General features: G+C 68.8%; 20 protein-coding genes. 16 read left to right on the plus strand and 4 right to left on the minus strand.

Annotation, left to right across the window (positions count from 1 at the left end; translation table 11 throughout):
• Positions 1-3 precede the first annotated feature (3 nt).
• From ASE95_RS12955 to ASE95_RS13015, 13 genes are all read left to right on the plus strand, one after another.
• Positions 4-3,087 carry an intermembrane phospholipid transport protein YdbH family protein gene (locus tag ASE95_RS12955; protein ID WP_056636789.1) on the plus strand — a complete coding sequence of 1,028 codons (3,084 nt, stop codon included), beginning with the start codon at positions 4-6 and terminating at the stop codon, positions 3,085-3,087.
• 23 nt (positions 3,088-3,110) lie between these two features.
• Complete coding sequence (locus ASE95_RS12960) at positions 3,111-3,299, plus strand: YnbE family lipoprotein (RefSeq protein ID WP_056636968.1); 189 nt, start codon at positions 3,111-3,113, stop codon at positions 3,297-3,299.
• 9 nt (positions 3,300-3,308) lie between these two features.
• Positions 3,309-3,680, plus strand: a complete 372-nt coding sequence (locus tag ASE95_RS12965) for a YdbL family protein (protein ID WP_056636972.1) — start codon at positions 3,309-3,311, stop codon at positions 3,678-3,680.
• A 201-nt stretch (positions 3,681-3,881) separates the two neighbouring features.
• On the plus strand, positions 3,882-4,214 hold the full coding sequence (locus tag ASE95_RS12970) for an AtpZ/AtpI family protein (protein WP_056636792.1): 333 nt from the start codon (positions 3,882-3,884) through the stop codon (positions 4,212-4,214).
• A gap of 25 nt (positions 4,215-4,239) precedes the next feature.
• Complete coding sequence (locus tag ASE95_RS12975) at positions 4,240-5,028, plus strand: F0F1 ATP synthase subunit A (RefSeq protein WP_056636794.1); 789 nt, start codon at positions 4,240-4,242, stop codon at positions 5,026-5,028.
• Between the two features lie 40 nt (positions 5,029-5,068).
• Positions 5,069-5,299, plus strand: coding sequence for a F0F1 ATP synthase subunit C (locus ASE95_RS12980; RefSeq protein ID WP_022685247.1), 231 nt, complete (start codon positions 5,069-5,071; stop codon positions 5,297-5,299).
• Positions 5,300-5,367: 68 nt separating this feature from the next.
• Positions 5,368-5,862: a F0F1 ATP synthase subunit B family protein gene (locus tag ASE95_RS12985; protein WP_056636796.1), complete on the plus strand. Its 495-nt coding sequence runs from the start codon at positions 5,368-5,370 to the stop codon at positions 5,860-5,862.
• On the plus strand, positions 5,855-6,472 hold the full coding sequence (locus ASE95_RS12990) for a F0F1 ATP synthase subunit B family protein (RefSeq protein WP_056636798.1): 618 nt from the start codon (positions 5,855-5,857) through the stop codon (positions 6,470-6,472). The genes ASE95_RS12985 and ASE95_RS12990 overlap by 8 nt, the downstream gene beginning before the upstream one ends.
• 117 nt (positions 6,473-6,589) lie before the next feature.
• A complete protein-coding gene (locus ASE95_RS12995; protein ID WP_056636800.1) occupies positions 6,590-8,401 on the plus strand; it encodes a DUF885 domain-containing protein in 1,812 nt (603 codons plus the stop codon).
• 480 nt (positions 8,402-8,881) lie between these two features.
• Positions 8,882-10,801 (plus strand): excinuclease ABC subunit UvrC, encoded by a 1,920-nt coding sequence (uvrC, locus tag ASE95_RS13000; RefSeq protein WP_056636802.1) that lies wholly within the window; start codon positions 8,882-8,884, stop codon positions 10,799-10,801.
• 36 nt (positions 10,802-10,837) lie between these two features.
• Complete coding sequence (gene recO, locus ASE95_RS13005; protein ID WP_056636804.1) at positions 10,838-11,569, plus strand: DNA repair protein RecO; 732 nt, start codon at positions 10,838-10,840, stop codon at positions 11,567-11,569.
• A 28-nt stretch (positions 11,570-11,597) separates the two neighbouring features.
• Positions 11,598-12,650 carry a 3-isopropylmalate dehydrogenase gene (gene leuB, locus ASE95_RS13010; RefSeq protein ID WP_056636806.1) on the plus strand — a complete coding sequence of 351 codons (1,053 nt, stop codon included), beginning with the start codon at positions 11,598-11,600 and terminating at the stop codon, positions 12,648-12,650.
• A 142-nt stretch (positions 12,651-12,792) separates the two neighbouring features.
• Complete coding sequence (locus ASE95_RS13015; protein ID WP_056636976.1) at positions 12,793-13,887, plus strand: glycosyltransferase; 1,095 nt, start codon at positions 12,793-12,795, stop codon at positions 13,885-13,887.
• A 3-nt stretch (positions 13,888-13,890) separates the two neighbouring features.
• On the opposite strand, the gene ASE95_RS13020 is transcribed toward ASE95_RS13015, so the two are convergent.
• Positions 13,891-15,210 (minus strand): glycosyltransferase family 39 protein, encoded by a 1,320-nt coding sequence (locus ASE95_RS13020; protein WP_082450124.1) that lies wholly within the window; start codon positions 15,208-15,210, stop codon positions 13,891-13,893.
• 46 nt (positions 15,211-15,256) lie between these two features.
• Here ASE95_RS13020 and ASE95_RS13025 point away from each other — a divergent pair, with 46 nt between their 5' ends.
• Genes ASE95_RS13025 through ASE95_RS13035 form a run of 3 tightly spaced genes read left to right on the plus strand, consistent with a single transcriptional unit; the run spans position 15,257 to position 17,671 of the window.
• Entirely contained in the window at positions 15,257-16,462 is a 1,206-nt protein-coding gene (locus tag ASE95_RS13025) for a trans-sulfuration enzyme family protein (RefSeq protein WP_056636809.1), read from the plus strand.
• A 14-nt stretch (positions 16,463-16,476) separates the two neighbouring features.
• Positions 16,477-16,875 carry a Co2+/Mg2+ efflux protein ApaG gene (gene apaG, locus ASE95_RS13030; protein WP_056636982.1) on the plus strand — a complete coding sequence of 133 codons (399 nt, stop codon included), beginning with the start codon at positions 16,477-16,479 and terminating at the stop codon, positions 16,873-16,875.
• Positions 16,876-16,879: 4 nt separating this feature from the next.
• Positions 16,880-17,671: a LysR family transcriptional regulator gene (locus ASE95_RS13035; protein WP_056636811.1), complete on the plus strand. Its 792-nt coding sequence runs from the start codon at positions 16,880-16,882 to the stop codon at positions 17,669-17,671.
• A 328-nt stretch (positions 17,672-17,999) separates the two neighbouring features.
• Here the strand turns inward: ASE95_RS13035 and ASE95_RS13040 are convergent, their stop codons facing one another.
• The 3 genes from ASE95_RS13040 to ASE95_RS13050 form a co-directional block, all read right to left on the minus strand.
• The gene (locus ASE95_RS13040) at positions 18,000-19,283 is read right to left on the minus strand and encodes an MFS transporter (protein ID WP_235528316.1); all 1,284 of its coding nucleotides are present in this window, start codon (positions 19,281-19,283) and stop codon (positions 18,000-18,002) included.
• Between the two features lie 10 nt (positions 19,284-19,293).
• Positions 19,294-21,651: a DUF3772 domain-containing protein gene (locus tag ASE95_RS13045; protein WP_056636813.1), complete on the minus strand. Its 2,358-nt coding sequence runs from the start codon at positions 21,649-21,651 to the stop codon at positions 19,294-19,296.
• A 61-nt stretch (positions 21,652-21,712) separates the two neighbouring features.
• Positions 21,713-22,570: an SDR family oxidoreductase gene (locus tag ASE95_RS13050; protein ID WP_056636815.1), complete on the minus strand. Its 858-nt coding sequence runs from the start codon at positions 22,568-22,570 to the stop codon at positions 21,713-21,715.
• Positions 22,571-22,820: the final 250 nt, after the last annotated feature.

Below are 22,820 nucleotides of genomic sequence, written 5' to 3' on the forward strand. Positions count from 1 at the left end.
GGCGTGAGCGGCGCGGGTCGGCGGATCGCGGTGGCGACGTCCGTCCTGGCGCTGGCCGCAGGCGGCGGGCTGTGGCTGTCGCGCGTGCCGATCGCAACGCGATTCATCGACCGCGAACTGGCGCGCAACGGCGTGGTCGCGCGCTATCATATCGAGGATCTCGGGCTGGGCCGGCAGCGGTTGACCGATGTCGTGATCGGCGACCCCGCCCATCCCGATCTGACCGCGGACTGGGTCGAGACGCACACCGATGTCGGCCTGTCCGGGGCCAGGCTGATCGCCTTGCGGGCCGGCCATGTCCGGATCGCAGCGCGGCTTCGTGATGGGCGCGTGTCGCTGGGAGCGATCGACCGGCTGTTGCCGGTGTCGACCGGTGGGCCGTTCGCGCTTCCTGCGATCGACGTGGACGTCGCCGATGCGCGCATATCGCTGGCCACGCCTTATGGCGCGACGATGTTGCGGGTGAGCGGGCGCGGGCCGCTGAACGACGGGTTCCGCGGCCGCGTGGCGGCGCAAGCGCCGTTGCTGGCGTGGCCGGGATGTCGGATCGAGCAGCTGTCGGCCGATGTGGCAGTCCGGATCACGGCCACGGCACCGCGGCTGGCCGGGCCGGTCAAGGGTGCGGCGATCGCATGCGGGCAGGTGCGGGGCAGCGTGCTGAGTGGCGATCTCGACGTGGGCCTTTCGCCGGCGCTGGATCGCTGGTTCGGACGCGCGCAGGTGGCCGCCGCGCGGGTGAAAGCGGGAGATGCCCGCTTCGATCGGCCGGACGGCTCGATCCGGTTCCGCGGAGATGCCGGGCGCACCACCGGAGTGGCGACGGTAAGGTTGGCGGGGGTGCAGGCGACTCCGGCGCGGGCGGGCGCGACGGTGCTGACGGGGCAGTGGCGGCTGGACGGCGGACGCGCGACGATGGCGGGGCGGCTGGTGGCGGATCACGTGGGGGTGGCCGCGCCGCTGCTGCGCCGGGTCGAGGCGCTGGGCGAGGCGGCGGCGGGCTCGCCGGCCGCGCCGCTGATCGCGGGTGCGACCCGCGACGCGGCCCGTGCGGCGCGCGACATGCGGGTGGTGGCGGAACTGGCGTTGGCGACCGGCGACCCGCCGCTGGTGACGATAGAGCGCGGGACGATCACGGCGGCCAGCGGAGCGCGCCTGACGCTGGACGATGGCGCGATCACGATCGGGCATCCGGCCGGCATGCAGGTCGCCGGTCGCCTGACGGTCAAGGGCGGCGGGCTGCCGGGTGCGGAGGTTCGGCTCGCGCAGGCGGCGCCGGCTGCGCCCATCAGCGGCGAGGCGATCGTGCGGCGTTATGCGCGGGGCGGCGCGGCGATCACGCTGACGCCGGTGCGGTTCACCACTGCGGGCGGCGGACCCACGCGGATCGCGACGACTGCGACGTTGAGCGGGCCGCTCGCCGACGGGCGGGTCGAGCAGCTGCGTGCGCCGATCGCGGCGTTGTGGGACAGGCGCGGGCAGTTGCGGGTCAACACCGGCTGCACGCCCGTAGCCTTCGCAAGGCTCGCGATCTCCAGCCTGTCGCTGGGGCGGAGCACGCTGCGCCTGTGTCCGACCGGCCGGGCGCTGGTGGAGGTGGCGGACGCCAGGGTGAAGGGCGCGGCGCGGCTGGACGCGACCCGGCTGACGGGCACGCTGGGCGGATCGTCGTTGAGCATTTCGAGCGGCGGCGGCACGCTGTCGCTCGATGCGGGCCGTTTCGCGCTGCACGACGTGGCGGCGCGGATCGGGGCGGCGGGGCGTGAGACGCGGATCGACGTGGCGCAGCTGGCAGGCCGGCTGAACGGCGGCGGCGTGGACGGAAGCTTCGCCGGCGCGGGCGGCCAGATCGGCAGCGTGCCGCTGGTGATGAGCGGCGGGGACGGGACGTGGCGGTTCGCGGACGGGCGGCTGACGCTCGGTGGAGCCTTGCGCGTTGCGGATACCGCCGCCTCGCCGCGATTCGAGCGGATGGCGGTGCGTGACGTGGTGTTCGCGCTGGCGGGGAGCGCGATCCGCGCCACCGGCGAACTGGTCGAGCCGACCACCGACACTGCGGTTGCCAGCGTGGCGATCGACCATCTGCTGTCCAGCGGCACTGGCCAAGCGCGGCTGGTGGTGCCGGGAATTGGCTTTACCGACAAGTTTCAGCCCAATCTGCTCACGGGGCTGACGTACGGCGTGATCGCGGAGGTCCGCGGGACGGTGCGCGGTACGGGCGAGATCGGCTGGAGTACGCAGCGCGTGTCTAGCAGCGGCACCTTTTCCACCGACGGGGTCGACCTGGCGGCGGCAGTCGGCCCGGTTCAGGGGCTGGCGGGGACGATCCGCTTCACCGACCTGCTCGGGCTGGTCAGCGCCCCTGCGCAGGTGGCGACGGTCGCCTCGATCAATCCGGGCATTCCGGTCACCGACGGACGGATCGTTTATCGCCTGCTGCCGGAATTGCGCGTTCAGGTGGATAGCGGACGCTGGCCGTTTGCAGGTGGCGCGCTGACGCTTGAGCCCACGGTGCTCGATTTCGACTCCGAAGCGGCACGGCGCATGACCTTCCGGGTCGAGGCGATGCAGGCAGGACAGTTCCTTCAGCAGTTCGACTTCAAGAACCTGAACGCCACCGGCACGTTCGATGGCGTGTTGCCGATGATCTTCGACAAGACCGGCGGGCGAATCGCGGGCGGGCGGCTGACCGCAAGGCCCGGTGGCGGGTCGATCGCGTATCTGGGTGAGTTGACCGAGCGCGACCTTGGCGTCTGGGGCAATCTCGCCTTCCAGTCGCTGCGCTCGCTTACGTACCGCAGCCTGGAGGTCCAGATGGACGGGCCGCTGGCGGGCGAGATGGTGACGGGGGTGCGCTTCACCGGCATCAGGCAAGGCGAGGGCGCGAAGAGCAACTTCCTGCTGCGCCGGCTGACCCGGCTGCCGATCCAGTTCAACATCACCATCCGCGCACCGTTCCGCGGGCTGATCGATTCGGCCGCCAGCTTCTATGACCCGCAGCGACTGGTGAAGCGCAATCTCCAGGCGCTGATCGACGAGCAGAACCGGAAATCGGGCGTTCAGCCGCCCGCAAGCGAGAAGGTGCCATGACCGCAACAGGATTGACGAACGCGATGCGCCTCACGACCTTGATACCGACGACGGTGTTGATGCTGGCCGGCAGCGTGGGAGGATGCGTGAACATCTCCGCCCCCGACAAGCCGATCCAGATCAACCTCAACATCAATGTGACGCAGGAGGTGGTCTACCGCCTCGACAACGAAGCCAAGTCGCTGATCCAGCAGAATCCGGGGATTTTCTAAGCCATGCGTATGAAGAGCCTTTCCCTGATCGCCGCGCTGGCCGCGGTTGCGACATCGACCGCCGCTGTGGCGCAGCGCGATCCCGCCTATGCCGCAGCGCGGGCAGCTGGCGAGGTGGGGGAGCAGCCCGATGGCTACCTGGGCGTCGTCGGCGGCGGCTCGGCGGCGCTGCGTGCGCTGGTCAGCAACATCAATATCCAGCGCAAGTCGGCCTATACGCAAAAGGCGCAAGCCTCCGGCGCGACGGTCGAGCAGCTGGCGTTCACCAGCGGGTGCAATCTGGTCGCGCAGACCCGGCCCGGCGAGAAGTATCGCACGCCGGACGGCAGTTGGGAAACACGCGGCGATGGCGCGCCGCGCCGCGATCCGCGGTGTGTGTAGGCGGCGTAGCCACCGCGCCGGTGGGCAGTCGAGTGCCGCCATGGGAACGCGGGCGTTTGCCGGTGTGATTCCGGGGCGATGTTCATGCGATGTTGACACCTCCGGACCCCCCGTCTAACCGGACCCTGCCTTGGCGGGGCTGCTCGCCGCTTGCGCGCATCCGTGTCCCCGGCGAGAAAAAACCAGGGTGAGGGTGGCTGCGTGGCGGAGAACGGTTCCGGACGGGATTTCCACGACGCGGACGACCCGCGCCTGACTCAGCTCGATCAACGACTGAAGCAGGCGCGCCGGGACGAAGCGGTTCGGCAGGGAACGGTGCACGACGATGCGGATGCGGGCTACTCGCTCGGCAATCGCGTACTGGCCGCCCTGATCGGAAGTCTTGTCGGATCGGCGCTGATCGGCTGGCTTTTCGACCGCTGGCTCGGCACCGCACCGTGGGGACTGATCGTCATGCTGTTCCTTGGAATCGGGGTGGCGTTCAGGCAAATCATTCGGTTGACGAGCAAGCGTCCGGGCGATCCGGGCGCTTGACGCATGTAAGAGCGGGAACCCGGCAGTGGCGGCAGAAGGCGGCAAGATCGATCCGATGCACCAGTTCCTGATCGAGCCCGTGCTCGGTCGGACCTGGATCGTGGGCGGCTACGATCTGTCGTTCACCAATTCGGCGCTGTGGATGGTCATCACGCTGGTGGCGCTGTGGCTGTTCATGCTGGGCGGGATGAAGCGCGAGCTGGTGCCCGGCCGCTGGCAGGCGGCGGTGGAGGGTTTCACCGGCTTCGTCCAGAACATGCTGATCTCGAACGTCGGGCCGGAGGGCAAGCGCTTCGTCCCCTACGTCTTCTCGCTGTTCATGTTCATCCTGTTCGCCAACATCCTGGGTCTGATGCCGGTCGGCATCGTGCCGGGTTGGCACCCGTTCACGATCACCAGCCACCTGACCGTCACCGGCGTGCTGGCGGTCATCAGCTTCGGCATCGTGCTGATCGTCGGCTTCGGCAAGCACGGCTTCCACTTCTTCAGCCTGTTCGTGCCGCATGGCACGCCGGTGGCGATGATCCCGCTGATCTTCGTCGTCGAGCTGCTGAGCTTCCTGGTTCGTCCGTTCTCGCTGGGTCTGCGACTGTTCGTCGCGATGACCGCGGGGCACATCCTGCTGAAAGTGCTGGCGGCGTTCGTCATCAACGGCATCAATCTCGGGCCGGGCTATATCGCAATCGTGTCGCTGCCCAGCTTCGTGCTGATGATCGGCATCACGCTGCTGGAGCTGCTGGTCGCGGCGATCCAGGCGTACGTTTTCGCATTGTTGACCAGCGTCTACCTGAACGACGCGGTCAATCTGCACTGAGTTTCGTTTCCACCACTGAATTACAACGGGAGTTATTACCATGGACGCAAACGCCGCCAAGCTGCTCGGCGCCGGTCTCGCTGCGATCGGCATGGGCATTGCCGCGCTGGGCGTGGGCAACGTGTTCGCCGCCTTCCTCGAAGGCGCGCTGCGTAACCCGGGTGCCGCCGACGGCCAGCAGGGCCGCCTGTTCATCGGCTTCGCCGGTGCGGAGCTTCTCGGTCTGCTCGCCTTCGTGACGATGATCATCCTGGTGTTCGTCGCACAGTAAGCCGCTTGCCCGGCCCGCCCCAGGGTGGGCCGGACCAGCAGTGACGACGACCAGTCATAGGGACCGGCATGCCGCAAATCAGTCAGATCGCCGCCACCTACGCCTCGCAGTTCTTCTGGCTGCTCATCACCTTCGGCATCCTGTATTTCGGGATCGGCAAGATGATGGTGCCCCGGGTGCAGGGCGTGATGGAGCTGCGCGAATCGCAGATCGCGCAGGATCTCGCCACCGCCGAAGCGGCGCGGGTCGAGGCCGACCGGACCGAAGCGGCATGGAACGCCGACATGGACCTGGCCCGCGCCGCGGCACAGGCCGAAGTCGCCGCCGCCAAGGCGCAGGCGACTGCGGCTGCCGAGACGCAGCTGCGTAGCGCGGATGCCGATCTGGCGGAGCGCATCGCACATCATGACATGGCCATCGGTAACGCCAAGGCGGCGGCGATGGTCAACGTACAGACGATCGCGGCGGAAGCGGCCCAGGAACTGGTGCAGCGGCTGTCCGGGGTGGTCATCCCTTCCGAGGTCGCCAACGAGGCGGTCCGCAGGCAACTCAACCATGGCTAATCCTACCTCCACCATCGCCAGGGATATCGAGGCGCAGCCGCTCGAGCATCAGGATATGGCGAACGGCAGCGGCATCCACGCCGGGACGAGCGCGGGCGACGGGGAGTCGCACGCCGCGCCGACCGCACTGGGCCTGAACGATACCGGCTGGGTCGGCGTCGCCGCCCTGGTCGTGTTGATCGGCATGGTCGTGTGGAAGGTCCCGGCGGCGATCGGCGCGATGCTGGACAAGCGTATCGCCGAGATCCGCCATCAGCTCGACGAGGCCGCCGCGCTCCGCAAGGAGGCGGAGGGGCTGCGCGACGAGTATGCCGCCCGCGCGCGTGGTGCCGAGGCGGATGCCGCGAAGATGCGCGAAAATGCGCGTCACGAGGCTGCCGAGATCGTCAACAAGGCCAAGCACGACACCGAGGTGCTGATGGAACGTCGCACGCGCATGGCCGAGGACAAGATCGCCGCAGCCGAGCGCAGCGCGATCGCCGAGGTCCGTGCGCGCACTGCCGAGGCTGCCGCCACCGCCGCGGCGGCGCTGATCGCGGAGCGCCACGGTGCCGACGCGGACCGTACGCTGGTGGATCGCGCGATCGTTGGCGTCGGTCGCCTGAACTAGGCTTCTTTCTTCGGGTCGGTCGCGGGCAGATTGCCTGTCGCCGGCCCTTTCTCCGACACCCGTTCCCGGCCGTCGGCGTTCCGCTTCCCCGCTGCCGGCCAGCAAGGAAGTCCGATCATGCGCCTGACGTTGCTCACCACGCTGTTGCTGGCCTCCGTCGCCGTCCCGGCGATCGCGCAGGCACCCGGCCAGCCTAACCCCGCTGCAACCCCCGACCGGGCCGACGCCCGGCTGCGCGCGCTGTTCCATGACAGCGACGAAGCGAGCTTGCGCCGGAACCCGGTGCAGGCATTGTTCCGCGGGGACATGCGCTATGCCGACCAGCTCGGCGATTTCTTCTCCGATCAGCATGTGGCCGACGAGTTGGCGGCTACGCGGCACGACCTGGCGGCGCTGGCGGCGATCGACCGAGCAACGCTGACGTCGGTGGACCGCATCGCCTATGACGTGTTCAGGCAGCAAGCGGAACTGAACGAGCGCGGCTTTGCTCCCGATCTGCTGGCCGTGACGCTCGTCCGGCCGCTCGACCACTTCTATGGGCTGCACACTTTCTATCCCGAACTGGCATCGGGGCAGGGCGCGGCACCGTTCAGGACCGTGGCCGATTACGACAACAACCTGAAGCGCAACGCGCAATATGCCGCGCAGGTCGAAGCGGCGATCGCGCGGTTCCGCGAGGGAATGAAGACCGGGGTGGTTCAGCCAAAGCTGGTCGTCCGCAACATGATCGCGCAACTGGACGGCCTGCTGGCGGGCGGGGCGGAGCAATCGCCCTTCTATGGCCCGGTCAAGACGTTCCCGGATGCGATCGGGGAGGCGGATCGCGTGCGGTTGCGCGTCGCCTATATGCGCCAGATCGGCGAGGTGCTGAACCCGGTGCAGAAACGGCTGCGCGATTTCCTGCAGAACGACTATCTGCCGGCGGCCCGCGACAGCGTCGGCCTGTCGGCGATGCCGGGCGGCGCGAAACTGTACGACTATCTGATCGAGTCGAACACGACGCTGCCGCTGAAGGCCGATGCGGTGCACAAGCTGGGCCTGGCCGAGGTTGCGCGAATCACGCGCGAGATGGAGGCGCAGAAAGCGAAGGTCGGGTTCAAGGGCACGCTGGGCGAGTTCTTCACCTTCCTTCGCACCGGCAAGCAGTTCCAGCCCGCGTCCGCGGCGCAGCTGCGCGAGGGGTATGAGGCGATCGGACGGCGGGTCGACCAGCGGGTGCGCGAACAATTCTCGCTGATCCCCAGGACCCGGCTGGAGATTCGCCCGGTGCCGGCCTTCAAGGAGAAGACCGACGCAGGCGGCTCCTATCAGGCGGGTACGCCGGACGGGACGCGGCCGGGCGTGTTCTACTACAACACCTACGACCTGCCGACCCGCTACATGTGGGAGATGGAGACGCTTTACCTGCACGAGGCGGTGCCGGGACATCATTTCCAGATCAGCCTGGCGCAGGAGGATGAGGCGCTGCCCGCGTTCATGCGGTTCGGCGGGAACACCGCCTATGTCGAGGGCTGGGCGCTGTATGCCGAAACCCTGTGGCCGCAGCTGGGAATGGAAACCGACCCCTATCAGCGGATGGGCGGGCTGAACGACGAGATGCTGCGCGCGATGCGGCTGGTGGTCGACACCGGCATCCATGCCAAGGGCTGGGGGCGCGACAAGGCGATCGATTACATGCTCGCCAATTCGCCGATGTCGCGCACCGATGCGACCGCCGAGGTGGAGCGGTATATCGCGATCCCCGGACAGGCGCTGGCGTACAAGATCGGGCAGCTGACGATCTCGCGGTTGAAAGCGGATGCGCAGGCGAAGCTGGGCGCGCGGTTCGATCCGCGGCGGTTCCATGCACAGGTGCTGGATACGGGCGCGCTGCCGATGCCGGTGCTGGAGCGGAAGATCGCCGACTGGGTAAAGGCGGGCGGCAAGTAAGCGGACACGGCGGTTCGGCCGCGTGCGGCGTGGAAGTTGACAAAGATCACACCACGTCGGCGTCGGACACAGGGGCGGCGACGTGGCGAGCGGCAGCGATGGGCGGAACGGGCGCGGGGGCGGCCATGTCGCCGATCGTACCATGCGTCGGCGTTTGTAGGACAGCGCGGCGAGGGTGGCGACTGGCGGGTCCGGTCGCCACGCGGGGCGTCATGAGCGTCCGAACGGTGTCAGCGCACGTCGCAGCTGACAGCTGCCCCGGACTCGATCCGGGGCCTGCCAATCCCCGACCGCAGTAGAAGTGGCGCGCGCGGTCAGATGCGGCGCGACGGGCGGGGGAGGCGCTCCGCCGGGCACGCAACCGACCCGGCCCGAGCGTCCTCCATCGGCGTTGCCGCCGGGCCGGGCACTTCGCGGTGACGACCACCAGCGTGTGCGACCCAGTTGCCCCTCACCCCCGCACTTCCTAGATCGCGGGGGATGACAGGCAGCTACGGCCCCCCCGACCGGTTCAACGAGGAAAAGGCGACCTACGCCATTCGCGGGGCGGAAGCGCCCGACCTGCAAGGCGGAGTCGCGGCGATCCGTAACGTTCTGAAAACGCTGCCATTGAAGCCGGGGGTCTACCGGATGCACGACGCCAAGGGCGATGTGCTGTACGTCGGCAAGGCACGCGCGCTGAAGAACCGCGTCGGCAATTACGTGCAGGTCGAGCGGCTGTCGAAGCGGTTGCAGCGGATGGTGGCGCAGACGCGGTCGATGACGATCGTGACGACCAACAACGAGGCCGAGGCGCTGCTGCTCGAAGCGCAGCTGATCAAGCGCTATCGTCCGGCGTACAACGTGCTGTTGCGCGACGATAAATCGTTCCCGTTCATCCTGTTGCGCGCCGATCACGAGTTCCCGCGCATCCAGAAGCATCGCGGCGCGCGGCGCGCCAAGGGCGATTATTACGGGCCGTTCGCCAGCGCCGGGAGCGTCAACAACACGCTGAACGCGTTGCAGAAGCTGTTCCTGCTGCGATCGTGCACCGACGGCTTCTTCAAGACGCGCGATCGCCCGTGCCTGCTGTACCAGATCAAGCGTTGCTCCGCGCCGTGCGTCGGTCGGATCGACGCCGCCGGCTATGCCGAGCTGGTGTCCGATTCCAAGAAGTTCCTCGCCGGCAAGGCGACCGACGTGCAGGCCAAGCTGGGTGCGCAGATGGAGGCGGCCGCCGCCAACATGGACTTCGAGCTGGCGGCGATCCTGCGCGACCGGTTGAAGGCGCTGACCTTCATCCAGGGGTCGCAGTTCATCAACGCCGAGGGGGTGGGCGACGCCGACATCTTCGCGCTGGCGTCGCACGAGGGACTGATCGGGATCGAGGCGTTCTTCATCCGCGGCGGGCAGAACTGGGGCCACCGCAGCTTCTTCCCCGCGCATACCGTCGATGTGCCGGAAGACGAGGTGCTGACCCAGTTCATGATGCAATTCTACGAGGAAGTGCCGCCGGCGCGGACGATCCTGATCGACCGGGTTTTGCCCGATGCCGAGGTGCTGATGCAGGCGCTTTCCGAGCAGGCCGGGCGGAAGGTGGAATTGACCGTGCCGCAACGCGGGGTGCGGCGCGGCCTGCTGGATCAGGCGACGCGCAATGCCAGGGAGGCGCTGGAGCGGCGGCTGGCGGAAAGCACCACGCAGGCGCGGTTGCACCGCGAATTGGCGGACCTGTTCGAACTGGGCGACTCGCCCGACCGGATCGAGGTGTACGACAACAGTCACATCCAGGGCACGCATGCGCTGGGCGCGATGGTGGTCGCGGGCCCCGAAGGCTTTCGCAAAGGGCAGTATCGCAAGTTCAACATCAAGCAGGCGGCGACCGACGACGATTATGCGATGATGCGCGAGGTGCTGACGCGGCGTTTCGCCCGCGCGCTGGAAGAGGACCCGGATCGCGACGGTGCGACGTGGCCCGATCTGGTGTTGCTGGACGGCGGGCGCGGGCAGCTGAACGCCGCGAAGGCGGTGCTGGAGGATCTGGGCATCGAGGACGTGTGCCTGGTCGGCGTCGCGAAGGGGCCGCACCACGGCCGCGAGGGCCGCGAGGTGTTCCACCTGATGGACGGGCGCGAACTGACGCTGCCGGTCAATTCGCCGCTGCTGTTCTACCTGCAAAGACTGCGCGACGAGGTGCACCGCTTCGCGATCGGCGCGCACCGCGCGAAGCGGGCGAAGGCGATCGGGGCCAGCCCGCTGGATGAGGTGCCGGGGATCGGCCCGGCGCGCAAGAAGGCGTTGTTGATGCAGTTCGGCACCGGGCGCGCGGTACGCAACGCTTCGCTTGAGGATCTGCGCAAGGCACCGGGGGTGAGCGCGGCGGTGGCGCAGCAGGTGTACGATTTCTACCATGCGAAATGAGATGACCGGCGCGCGTGCTGACGTCGGCGTCAACCGGTGCACCTGATCGCCGACGCCATCGTGCTGTCGGTGCGCGCGCATGGCGAACATGGCGCGGTTGCGCGGGCGTTGACGCGGGTGGACGGGGTGCAGCCGGGTTACGTGCGCGGCGGCCATGCACGGCGGCTGCGCCCCGTACTGCAACCCGGCAACATGATCCGCGGCGCATGGCGGGCGCGGACCGACGAACAACTGGCGGCGCTGACCCCCGAGTTGCTGCACAGCCGGGCGGCGCTCCACCATGCCGCGCTGCCCGCCGCGGCGCTGGCCTGGCTGGCGGCGCTGACCACCGCCGCCTTGCCGGAGGCGCAGCCGTTCCCGCGGTTGTTCGACGCCCTGTCGGGGGTGTTCGACGCGATCGAGGCAGCGCCGAGCGCGCGCGGCTGGGCGGGGAGCATGGCGCGGTACGAATTGCTGTTGCTCGCCGAACTGGGGTTCGGGCTGGACCTGTCGGCGTGTGTGTCGACCGGGGCGAGCGACGATCTGGCGTTCGTCAGCCCGAAAAGCGGCGCGGCGGTCAGCCGCGAGGCGGCGGCGGGATATGAGGCGCGGCTGTTCGCGTTGCCGGCGTTCCTGATCGATGGCGGACCGGCGGAATGGCCCGACGTGCTGTCCGCGCTGGCGCTGACCGGGCATTTCCTGACACGGGACGTGTTGATCGATCGCCGCCGCGACCCGCTGGCCGCGCGCGAGCGGTTGATGGCGCGGTTGCAGAGGGCGGTTGCGTGAGCGGCGTGCCCGCGCCATGCGGGCAGGCATGACCAGCACCAAGCTTATCGCGATTCTGCCCGGCGACGGGATCGGCCCCGAAGTGACCGCGGAGGCGCGCCGCGTGCTCGACGCACTCGATCTGGAGCTGGCGTTCGAGGAGGCACCCGTCGGCGGCGCGGGATACCGGGCCAGCGGCCATCCGCTGCCCGACGACACGCTGGCATTGGCCAAGCGCGCCGACGCGGTGCTGTTCGGTGCGGTCGGCGATCCCGAGTTCGACACGCTGGAGCGGACGTTGCGACCGGAGCAGGCGATCCTGGGTCTGCGCAAGCACTTGCAGACGTTCGCCAACCTGCGCCCGGCCAAAATGTTCGCGGGGCTGGAGGATGCCTCCACGCTGAAGCCCGAGGTAGCGCGGGCGATCGATCTGGTGATCGTGCGCGAGTTGAACGGCGACGTCTATTTCGGGGCGAAGGGCCGGCGGACGACCGAGGCGGGGCTGCGCGAGGGGCACGACCTGATGCGCTACGACGAGGACGAGGTGCGGCGCATCGCGCATGTCGGCTTCAGGACCGCGGCGAAACGGCGCGGCAGATTGTGTTCGGTCGACAAGGCCAATGTGCTGGAAACGTCGCAATTGTGGCGCGACGTGGTGATCGAGGTCGCGGCGGAATACCCGTCGGTCGAGCTGACGCATATGTACGTCGACAATGCCGCGATGCAGCTGGTGCGCAATCCCGGTGCGTTCGACACGATCGTGACCGGCAACCTGTTCGGCGACATCCTGTCGGATCAGGCGAGCATGTGCGTGGGGTCGATCGGGATGTTGCCGTCGGCGTCGCTGGATGCGGCGGGCAAGGGGCTGTACGAACCGATCCACGGCTCCGCGCCGGACATCGCCGGGCAGGGCAAGGCCAATCCCTGCGCGGCGATCCTGTCGGCGGCGATGATGTTGCGCCACTCGCTGGATCAGGGTGCGGCGGCAGACCGGATCGAGGTGGCGGTGGCCGCCGCGCTGGGCACCGGTGCACGGACGCCCGACATGGGCGGCGATGCGACGACGCGGGCGATGGGCGACGCGGTGCTGGCGGCGCTGTAGGTCGTGGCGGGCGCAGCCAGGCAGCGATCCGGGGCGCGGTGCGGCCGACCATGGCTGGGTTTGCTGCGCGCGCGATGACGGTCGGGTCGCTTGGGGTGGCGCGACCGCGCGGGTGCGCCGGCTGCGATGCGGTATCCGGCTGATGCTCGACCTTGCCGTCGTCGTTCCGACGTTCAACGAGCGGGGCAATGTCGCGACGGTGGTGGCGCGGCTGGATTCGGCGCTGACCGGGCTGAACTGGGAAGTGGTGTTCGTCGACGACGACAGCCCGGACGGCACCGCGCGGGTGGCGCGCGAACTGGCGCTGGTCGACCCGCGCGTGCGGGTGATCCAGCGGATCGGGCGACGCGGTTTGTCGACGGCGTGTATCGAGGGGATGTGCGCGACCGCCGCACCGATCGTCGCGGTGATGGACGGCGATCTTCAGCATGACGAGACGCTGCTGCCGCGCATGGCGGCGGCGTTGCGCGACGATCCGGCCCTGGACCTGGCGATCGGATCGCGGTTCGTGGCCGGGGGCGGAACCGGGGAGTGGGACCGCGACCGGGTGGCGAAATCGGCGCTGGCGACGCGGATCGCGGCACTGGTGCTGGGTACCCGGCTGAGCGACCCGATGAGCGGGTTCTTCGCGATCCGGGCCGACGTGCTGCGCGGGCTGGTGCCCAAGCTGGGCGGAATCGGGTTCAAGATCCTGCTCGACATCATGAGCGCCAGTACGCGACCATTGCGCTTCGTCGAACTTCCCTACGTGTTCCGCAGCCGTGCGGTCGGCGAGAGCAAGCTGGATCACGTCGTGGCGATGGAATATCTGATCGCGCTGTACGACCGGCGGCTGGGGCGCATCGTGCCGGTGCGGTTCGCAATGTTCTCCGCGATCGGCGCGCTGGGCGCAGGCATCCACATGAGCGTGCTGGCGTTGTTCTACGTCGCCGCCGGGCTGGCGTTCCTGACCGGGCAGATCGTCGCGACCTTTGCGGCGATGACGTTCAACTTCTTCCTGAACAATGCGCTGACGTATCGCGACCGGCGGTTGCGCGGCGCGCGTGCGCTGCTGGACGGGTGGGTGGCGTTCTGTCTGGTGTGTTCGGTGGGCGCGGTGGCGAACGTCGGCGTCGCGGCGTTCCTGCACGACGTGCGGCAGGGGGCGTGGGCGGCGTCGGCGTTGCTGGGCGTGCTGGTGGGCGCGGTGTGGAATTACGCGCTGTCGTCGCGGTTCACGTGGGGGCGGTATCGCTGAGGATCACACCCAGCCGGGAAACCACGTCCAGCGGTGGAAAGCGGCCGGGTTGGCGAGCGGCGCGGCGGTGAGCACCGGCAGGAAATAAAGCCACAGCGCGAACACCAGCAGCAGGTATAGTTCCGCCCAGCGCCCGATCGCGGTGCGCCAGTGGTCGAGCGCGACCGCGATGGCGATGCACAGCAGGACGCTGGCCGGATAATAATAATAATAGAAGCCGAGCGACTTGGGGATGATCGCGAAGATCGCCACCGAGAAGGTCCACAACGCCGCGGGGGCGAGTAGCCGGAGCGCACCGGTCTTCACCCAGCCCCGGTACAGCGCGAGGATCGCGACCAGCCCGCCCCACATCACCGCCGGATTGCCGAGCAGCAGGATGCCGCGCTGTGCCCCGTCGACGGGTTCGTAGAGGTACCAGATCGGGCGGAGCAGGAGCGGCCATGTCCACCATGTCGATTGGTAGGTGTGCGCGGGTAGCCGCTGAGTCTGGCGCTGGTACATATCCCATTGGAAATGCGGCAGGCCGGTCAGCGTCAGCGGATCGTTCGTATAGAAGAAGGCGGGGGCGAACGTCAGGAAATAGGCTGCGACCGACAGTCCGCCGAGCAGCGCGAGCGCGGGCACCGTGCGCAGCCCCGGCCACCGTCGTTGCCAACGACGGCGGCGCAGCAGCAGGAAGGTGACGCCCGCCGCGGCGACATAAGGGGCCGCGGCCCATTTGCAGGCGGTGGCGAGGCCGAGCAGCACGCTGCCCGCGCTCCACCGCGCCACGCTGCCGTCGCGGGCGCTGGCGGCGAGCAGGACGATGCCCCACAGGAGGAACGCGACCATGAAGGTGTCGAGCATCGCGATCCGCGCCTGGATGTAGACCGTGAAGCCGAGCAGGGCGAGCGCGGTGGCCAGCAGTGCCGGGCGCAGCCGTCCGGTCAGGAGATGGGTGAGCGCGAACACCGCCGCGACGGTGGCGCTGCCCGCCAGCGTCGCGGCGATGCGCCAGCCGAACGGCGTGTCGCCGAACAGGTGGATACCGAACGCGATCAGCTCCTTGGCGAGCAGCGGGTGTTCGATATTTGTCGGCCCGGTCAACGCGAGCAGCGTGCGCGCGGCGGGCAGATAATGGACTTCGTCGAACACCGGCTTGGCAGGGACGGACAGGCGGAAGAGGAAGATCAGTTCGGACAGGATCGCAACCAGCAGCGCCAGCGCGCGCGGGTACGGCAGCTTTCGTCCGACTTGCACTATCCCGTTCCCCCGCTGTCCGCCGCCCACGGCCGATGCGGCACCGTGCCGCCCCGCACCGGTGCCGACAAGGCGCTTTAACATTGCTGCCCCCTTGTTCTGCCCGTCCGCCGGGGGCAAAGCGTCCGGCATGAAGCGGCACAGCGGACAGGATCGATCGATCACGCAACACTGGCGGCCCGCCACGCTGGCGGTACGCGGGGGCACGGCGCGATCGGAATATGGCGAGACGTCGGAGGCGTTGTTCCTGACGTCCGGCTATTGCTACGACCGGGCGGAGGACGCCGCGGCGCGCTTTGCGGGCGAACAGACCGGCATGACCTATTCGCGGTTGCAGAACCCGACCGTCGAGATGCTGGAAGAGCGGATCGCCTTGCTGGAAGGTGCGGAAGCGTGCCGGACGATGGCGACCGGCATGGCGGCGATGACCGCGGTGCTGCTGTGCCAGTTGCAGCAGGGCGACCATGTCGTCGCCGGCCGGGCGGCGTTCGGTTCGTGCCGCTGGCTGGTCGATACCCTGCTGCCCAAATTCGGTATCCAGACGACCACCGTCGACGCGCGCGATCCGCAGGCGTTCGAGGATGCGGTGCGCGCCAATACGAAAGTCTTCTTCTTCGAGACGCCGGCCAATCCGACGATGGATGTCGTCGACCTGAAGGCGGTATGCGGGATCGCGCGCGAGCGCGGGATCACCAGCGTGGTCGACAATGCCTTCGCCACGCCCGCGTTGCAGCGGCCGATGGATTTCGGCGCGGACGTGACCGCCTATTCCGCCACCAAGATGATGGACGGACAGGGCCGGGTGCTGGCGGGCGCGGTGTGCGGCACGACCGACTTCATCAACAACACGCTGTTGCCCTTCACGCGCAACACCGGCCCGACGCTGAGCGCGTTCAACGCCTGGGTGGTGCTGAAGGGGCTGGAGACGCTGGACCTGCGCATCCGCCGTCAGTCCGACAACGCGCTGGCCGTCGGACGTTTTCTGGAGGCGCGGGTGCCGCGCATCCTGCATCCGGGATTGCCGAGCCATCCGCAGTACGAACTGGCGATGTCGCAGATGGTAGCGGCGGGCGGGATCTTCGCGTTCGAGGTCGCCGACCGGACGCAGGCGCATGCGTTGCTCAACGCGCTGGAATTGATCGACATATCGAACAACATCGGCGATTCGCGGTCTTTGATGACGCATCCGGCCTCCACCACGCATTACGGCGTGTCGGCGGAGGCGCGTGCGGAGATGGGCGTGACCGAGGGTCTGTTGCGGCTGAACGTCGGGCTTGAGGATCCACAGGACCTGATCGACGATCTGGACCGCGCATTGGGGCAGGTCGGGCTGTGACGCCGGGCGCGGGCATGGGGGCATTGTTCCCCGACGCCGCGACCACCGAAACGGTGACCGTGCGCGTCTCCGTCAGCTATCTGGCCGAACAGTCGGAGCCGGGGCGCGGGCGCTGGTTCTGGGCCTATCACATCCGCATCGAGAATGGCGGCGATACGCCGGTGCAGTTGCTGACCCGCCACTGGATCATCACCGACGGGCGCGGCGCACGCCACACCGTCGAAGGGGAGGGTGTGGTCGGCGAGCAGCCGGTGATCCAGCCGGGCGCGAGCTATGATTATGTCTCCGGCTGTCCGCTGGCGACACCGAACGGATCGATGCAAGGCAGTTACCGGATGGTGGCGGCGGACGGGCGGACGTTCGAGGTGGCGATTCCGCGCTTCACGCTGATGGCACCGGCCGAGGCGGAGTAGCACGGTGAAGCGTACCCACCTGCCGCTGAACGGGCTGCGCGTGCTGGACGCCGCCGCGCGCCACCTGTCGTTCACGCGCGCCGCGGACGAACTGGCGGTGACCCCGGCGGCGGTCGGGCAACAGATCCGCGCGCTGGAGGATACGTTGGGCGTCGTGTTGTTCCGGCGCACGACCAAGGGCTTGGAACTGACCCCGGAGGGCGAGGCGGGGCTGGCGCCGCTGCGGCAGGCGTTCCTGGAGTTCGAGGAAGCGGTGCGCGCGATGCAGGCGGGGCAATCGTCCAAGTCGCTGACGATCGCCGCCCCCCGCGACGTGACCGAAAAATGGCTGTTGCCACGGCTGGCACGGATCGCGGCCGCCGACCCGGACCTGCGCTTCGCACTGGTCGCGGCGGACGAGGGCATGGATTTCACCGAGGCGAACCTCGATCTGGCGATCCGCTGGGGCGAGGGACCCGGCGCGCACGAGGGCGAGGCGATCGAGAGCGAGGGATTGGTGACGGTCGCGCGGGCGCACGACGGGTCCGAGGCGGGGATCCTGTGGCCGGGTGCTCCGGAGGTCGATGGCGCGGCGCTGGTACGGGTCGGCGATGCCGGGCTGGCGATCGACGCGGCGGCGGCAGGGCTGGGGCGCGCGACAGTGCCCGAGATGTTGGCGGCGCGCGACATTGCCGCCGGACGGGTGGTGGTGGTCGGCGCTGCGCAACCGTCGCGCGGCGGATACTGGCTGGTCGCACCGACCCCGCAATGGCGGCAACGCAAGGTGCAGGCGCTGGTCGAGGCGCTGTCCGGCTAGGCGGGATCGACATTCCGCCGGCTTCCTGCCAGCGCCGCTATGCAAGCGCAGCGAGGCAATTCGGGCCGTCGCGCGGATTGCTGGATTGCTGCGCTACGCGCCATGCCGGGTGGATGGAGCAATCCGATCGATCGATCGCGCGGTTCGTGCGGACCGATGGATAATCTTCATTGGTCTGGCGAGCCGTCCGGCATCCGTGAAGCGCTGAACGCTGATCCAGTCCGGATCCGATCGGCCGTCCCCGGATCGCGGTGTTATCAGGTTACCCCGGTCGATTTCGCGGGATGCCCAGGCGCCGAAATGGACGCTCGTCCGGCGTTCCGGTGTATCATGCCCGCGATGATGCGAGTGGACGTCGGCGCAGCGGGACGATCGCCAGCCCGCCCAGCATCGTCAGCGCCGCCAGCACGAGCAGCAGGATCGTAAAATCCTGCGGGGTCGCCAGCGTCCAGGTGAGCAGCGGGCCGAGCAGGGCGGGAAGTGTGTTGGCGAGATTGATGAGCCCGAGGTCGCGTCCGCGATGGCGCGGATCGGGGAGCAATCTGATCGAGAGCGCCGAATGCAGCGTCAGGAACACCGCGGCGGCGACCGCATAGATCACGAAACCGATCGCCCCGACCGCAGGATGCGTATCCGTCGCCATCGCCAACAGTCCCGCCGCAGCGATCACCGCGGCGCCGATCAGGAACGGGGTGCGATGCGCGGCGCGATCGGACAGTCGGCCGGCCAGCACCGCGACGGGCAGCGGCAGGATGTAGCTGATCGTCAGCAAGGTGCCGACCCGGGTGGCCAGCGTGGCGGGAGCGGTAGCGGGCGCGACGCTCTGGAAATAATAGAGCAGGTAGAGCGACAAGGCACTGCCCGCGACCTGCACCAGCAGGCGTGCGATGCTGGCGACCAGCAGATCGTGCGGCGCGTCGACGGTCGGCGTCGCCCGTTCCGCCACCACCGCTGGGCCGCGTACCCGCAGCAGCGGCAGCAAGGTGATGATCGCCAGCCCGGCCACCAGCGCGAGCTGTGTGGATCGGCCCAGCGCCGGCGCGGCGACCAGCAGCGCCGACACCGCGCCCGCGGCGGGCGGGCCGATCGCGAACAGCCCGCTGGCCAGACCACGCTGCGCCTCGGGTATCTCGTCGGCCATGATCGCCATCATCGGCGCGAGGATGGCGTTGATCGCGATCTGGAACAGCAGCACCGCCGCCACCAGCGTCACGGGACGGTCGGCAACTGCGATGGCAACGTAGCTGAGCGCCAGTCCGATCGCGCCGCCGGCGATCCATCGCCGCCGCCCGCCACCGGCCGCGATCGAGCGGTCGCTGAGCCAGCCGAACAGCACGTTGGCCGAACTGGCGACCACCGCGCCGACAGTGACCGCGACGGTCAGCCAGCCGATCCGTGCCGCGCCCGCCAGCTGGTCGATACGGATCGGCAACAGCAGCGACAGCAGCGGCAGATAGCCGATCACCGCCCCGGCATGGGCGACCGAGAAGGCGGCGAGCAGCCGGTGCGAGGCGGGAAGACGAAAGCGGTTCATGAAGCGCGCGCACGATAGCGTCGCGCGCGCCGCGATCCAGTGCGGGGCGGCGATGCGATCGTGTGCGGGCGCGATCAAGGCACGATCGTCATCCCGGAATGGGATCGGGCGGCCGACCGACCAGCTCCATGCGCTGCGGCACGGTGCCGATATCGATGTCCTCGTCGCGGAAACGTCGCAGCAGGACGGTGAGGATCGCACTGCGCGCACCATAGGCGGCGCGGGGCGAGGCGACGTGCGCGAAACAATTGAAGAAGATGCGACCATCAGCGATCGAATCGATGAACACCGCGGACTTCGGATCGTCGAGTACCGCAGGTTCGGCGGCGAAGGCTTCGGCGACGATCGCGCTGACCCGGTCGGCGTCCACCTCCAGCGGGACCGCGAACTGGATCTGGATGCGCCCGAGCGGCCCGGCAAGCGTCTTGTTGAGCACCGACTTGGTGATGAGTTCCGAATTGGGGACGATCAGCGTCGAATGGTCGGCCAGCGCGATCTCGGTGGAGCGCACGCTGATCCGCTTCACGTCGCCCTCGTCGGTGCCGACGCGGATCCAGTCGCCGATCTTGATCGGACGTTCCGCCAGCAGGATCAGCCCGGAAACGAAGTTGGACGTGATCGCCTGCAGGCCGAAGCCGATGCCGACCGACAGCGCCGACAGCAGCAGCGCGATCCGTTCCACCCCGATCCCCAGCGACGCCAGCGACCAGATCACCGCCAGCGCGATGCCGACGTACCGCGCGACAAGCCCGACCGAATTGCGCGCCGAACCGTCGAGATCGGTGGCGGGCAGGTATTTCTCCTCCAGCCAGCGGCGGAATGCGCGCACCAGCGCCAGCCCGATGAACAGCACCGCGACGCCGCGCACGATCGCCCCGGGCGACACCGCAATGCCGCCGACCTGCACGCCCTGCGCCAGCAGGCCGAGCCGCGCGACCAGCGTCGCGATACCGCCCCCCGCGCCGAACGGCACGAAGAAAAGCCCGAGCGCGAACAGGCCCAGCGTCAGGCGCGAGACGCCCGACAGCAGCACCCCGAACTGGTCGATCACCGCGCCGCGCAACCCCAGCCCGCGCGAGATGGCGCGCCCCAACGTGCTGTCGCGGGTGAACAGCGTGACCGCCATGTCGTCGGCCGCGGCCATCAGCAGATAGGTCGCGGACGCCAGCACGACGCTCCACCCGATCAGTTGCATCACGAACAGCGCGAAGCCGAGGAAGCCGAGCAACAGCGCGAGCAGGGTGGCCAGCGCCAGCAGCCATGCGAGCAGCGCCACCGCACCCAATCCGGTACGCGCCGGTGCGGCCTCGTCCTCTTCGGCACGGTTCGCACGCAGCCGCCCCAGCGCCAGCAATGCGCCGGCGAGCAGGGCGAGGTGGAGGATGATCTCCGCGACATGCGTCGCACCCTGCGCCGCGGCACTGGTGCCGATGGCGGTATTGAGCGCCTCCAGCATGTAGCTGACGAAGGCGATCGCGGCGAGCAGCCAGCCATAGGGGCGCAGCTCGGCGGCGACATCGTCAGCGATCGGCGCCACCCGCCAGCTGGGCTGGCCACGCATCAGCAGCGCGGCGATCACCGCCGAGGCGAAACAGGCGTAGGTAGTTGCGACGGTCAGCGCGTCCGTGATCGCGTCCCATCCGGCGGGCAGCAGCCCCGCCCAGCGGAGCCCGGCGGTCAGCAACACCACCGCCAGGAATGGCGCCAGCGTGCCGACCAGCACCCGCCACAACGCCGCGGCGGAGCGGCGGACGCGGTGGCCGGGCGCATCCTCGATCAGAAAGCGCCGGCCGAATCGCAACGCCGCGCTGCGCCCCGGCCCGGCGATCGCCAGTGCGGCGAGCAGCCCGAGCAATGCCGGCCATGGCGTGGCGTTCGCACCCTCCCGCGCGATCGCGGTCAGGCCGCTCCCGACATAGCCCTCGGCGCGGCGAACGTCGCGGGGCAGCGACTGGACCACGGCGATCCAGAACCCCGGCGCGATCGGCGACGGGCTGCGCGCGGTGATCGTCTGATTGAAACGTTCGGCGACGCCCTGATCGAGTTCGTCGGCGAGCTGCTGCGCCTCTACCCCGAGCAATCTGCCGCGTTTCACGCCTGAATCCAAGGCGGTATGCTGTCGGGCAAGTCGCTGGCGCTGAAGACGCAGGTCGTCGGCCTCGGCGGCACCGGCCGGGCCGAGTCCGGCGAGACGCGCGTCGACCAGCGCAAGCTGTTCGGCAAGATCGGCGGTGGCGGCGGTGGCGGCCACGCGCGCGGCGATGATCCGCTCGCGCAAGGCATCCCGACGATCGTCGTCGAGACGCAGGTCCAGCGCACGATCCACTGCGCGGACATCGGCCTCTGCGCGGGCCAGCCGCGTGGCGGCGGTATCGGCGGGCGCTTGCGCGGCGAGTGGTAGCGGCGTCAGCAGGAGCAACGCCCAGATCAGGAAGCGGATCGACATGGCGGGCGTCGATAGCAGAAGCGTCCGGCGCGCGCGACGCGCCGGGACGCCTCCGGACGTGTCAGAGGAACGGACGCCCGCCGGTCACCGGGATCGTCGCGCCGGTGATGTAGCTCGCTTCGTCGCTGGCAAGCATGACATAGGGCGGCGCGAGTTCCGCCGGCTGCGCGGCGCGGCCCAGCGGCGTGTTTTCGCCGAAGCTCTTCACTTTTTCGGCCGGCATCGTCGACGGGATCAGCGGCGTCCACACCGGCCCCGGGGCGACCGCGTTCACGCGGATCTTCTGTTCCGCCAGCATCTGCGCCAGCCCGGCGGTGAAATTGTGGATCGCGCCCTTGGTCGTCGCATAGGCGAGCAGTTGCTGGTTCGGGTTCTCGGCGTTGATCGACGTGGTGTTGATGATCGACGCCCCCTCGCGCATGTGCGGCACGGCGGCCTTCGACAGGTAGAACATCGCGTGCATGTTCACCGCGAAGGTCAGCTGCCATTCCTCGTCCGAAATGTCGGTCAGCTTCTGGAAGGTCGCCTGATGCGCGGCATTGTTGACCAGTACGTCGATCCGCCCGAACGCATCCACCGTCTGCGCGACCACCGAGCGGGCATGGGCCGGATCGCTGATGTCGCCGGGGATGAGCAATGCCTGCCGCCCCGCCGCCTCGACCAGCCGCTTCGTCTCCTCCGCATCCTCATGTTCGCTCAGGTAGGCGATGGCGACGTCGGCGCCCTCCCGCGCGAAGGCGAGCGCCACGGCACGGCCGATGCCGCTATCCCCGCCGGTGACCAGCGTCTTGCGGTCGCTCAGACGACCATGCCCGACGTAGCTTTCCTCGCCATGGTCGGGTCGCGGGTTCATCGCCTCCGTCGATCCGGGCATCGATTGTTGCTGTTCGGGGTAGGGCGGGGTGGGGTGGTCGGTCATACGGCGGCTCCTGATTGGGGGAGCGTGACCAATGGCTTGCGGGCGGACGCCGTTCCCGCTTGTGACCTCGATCAACGCAATCGACGCATTCCCGCAAAAAAAGTGTCACCGAATCGCTTGACCGAATCCGGAGACCCGCTTAGAGGCCTGTTCACCGCAGCGGCGGGCTGGGAGATCCGGTGCCGCGGTGGTTGTAGCAGGGACAGGGTGCTGGCCACGACCTACCGGAAGGTAGGAAGGGGGAAGTGCC

This window comes from Sphingomonas sp. Leaf231 (genome assembly GCF_001421995.1).
In the GTDB taxonomy this organism is placed as follows: Bacteria; Pseudomonadota; Alphaproteobacteria; order Sphingomonadales; family Sphingomonadaceae; genus Sphingomonas.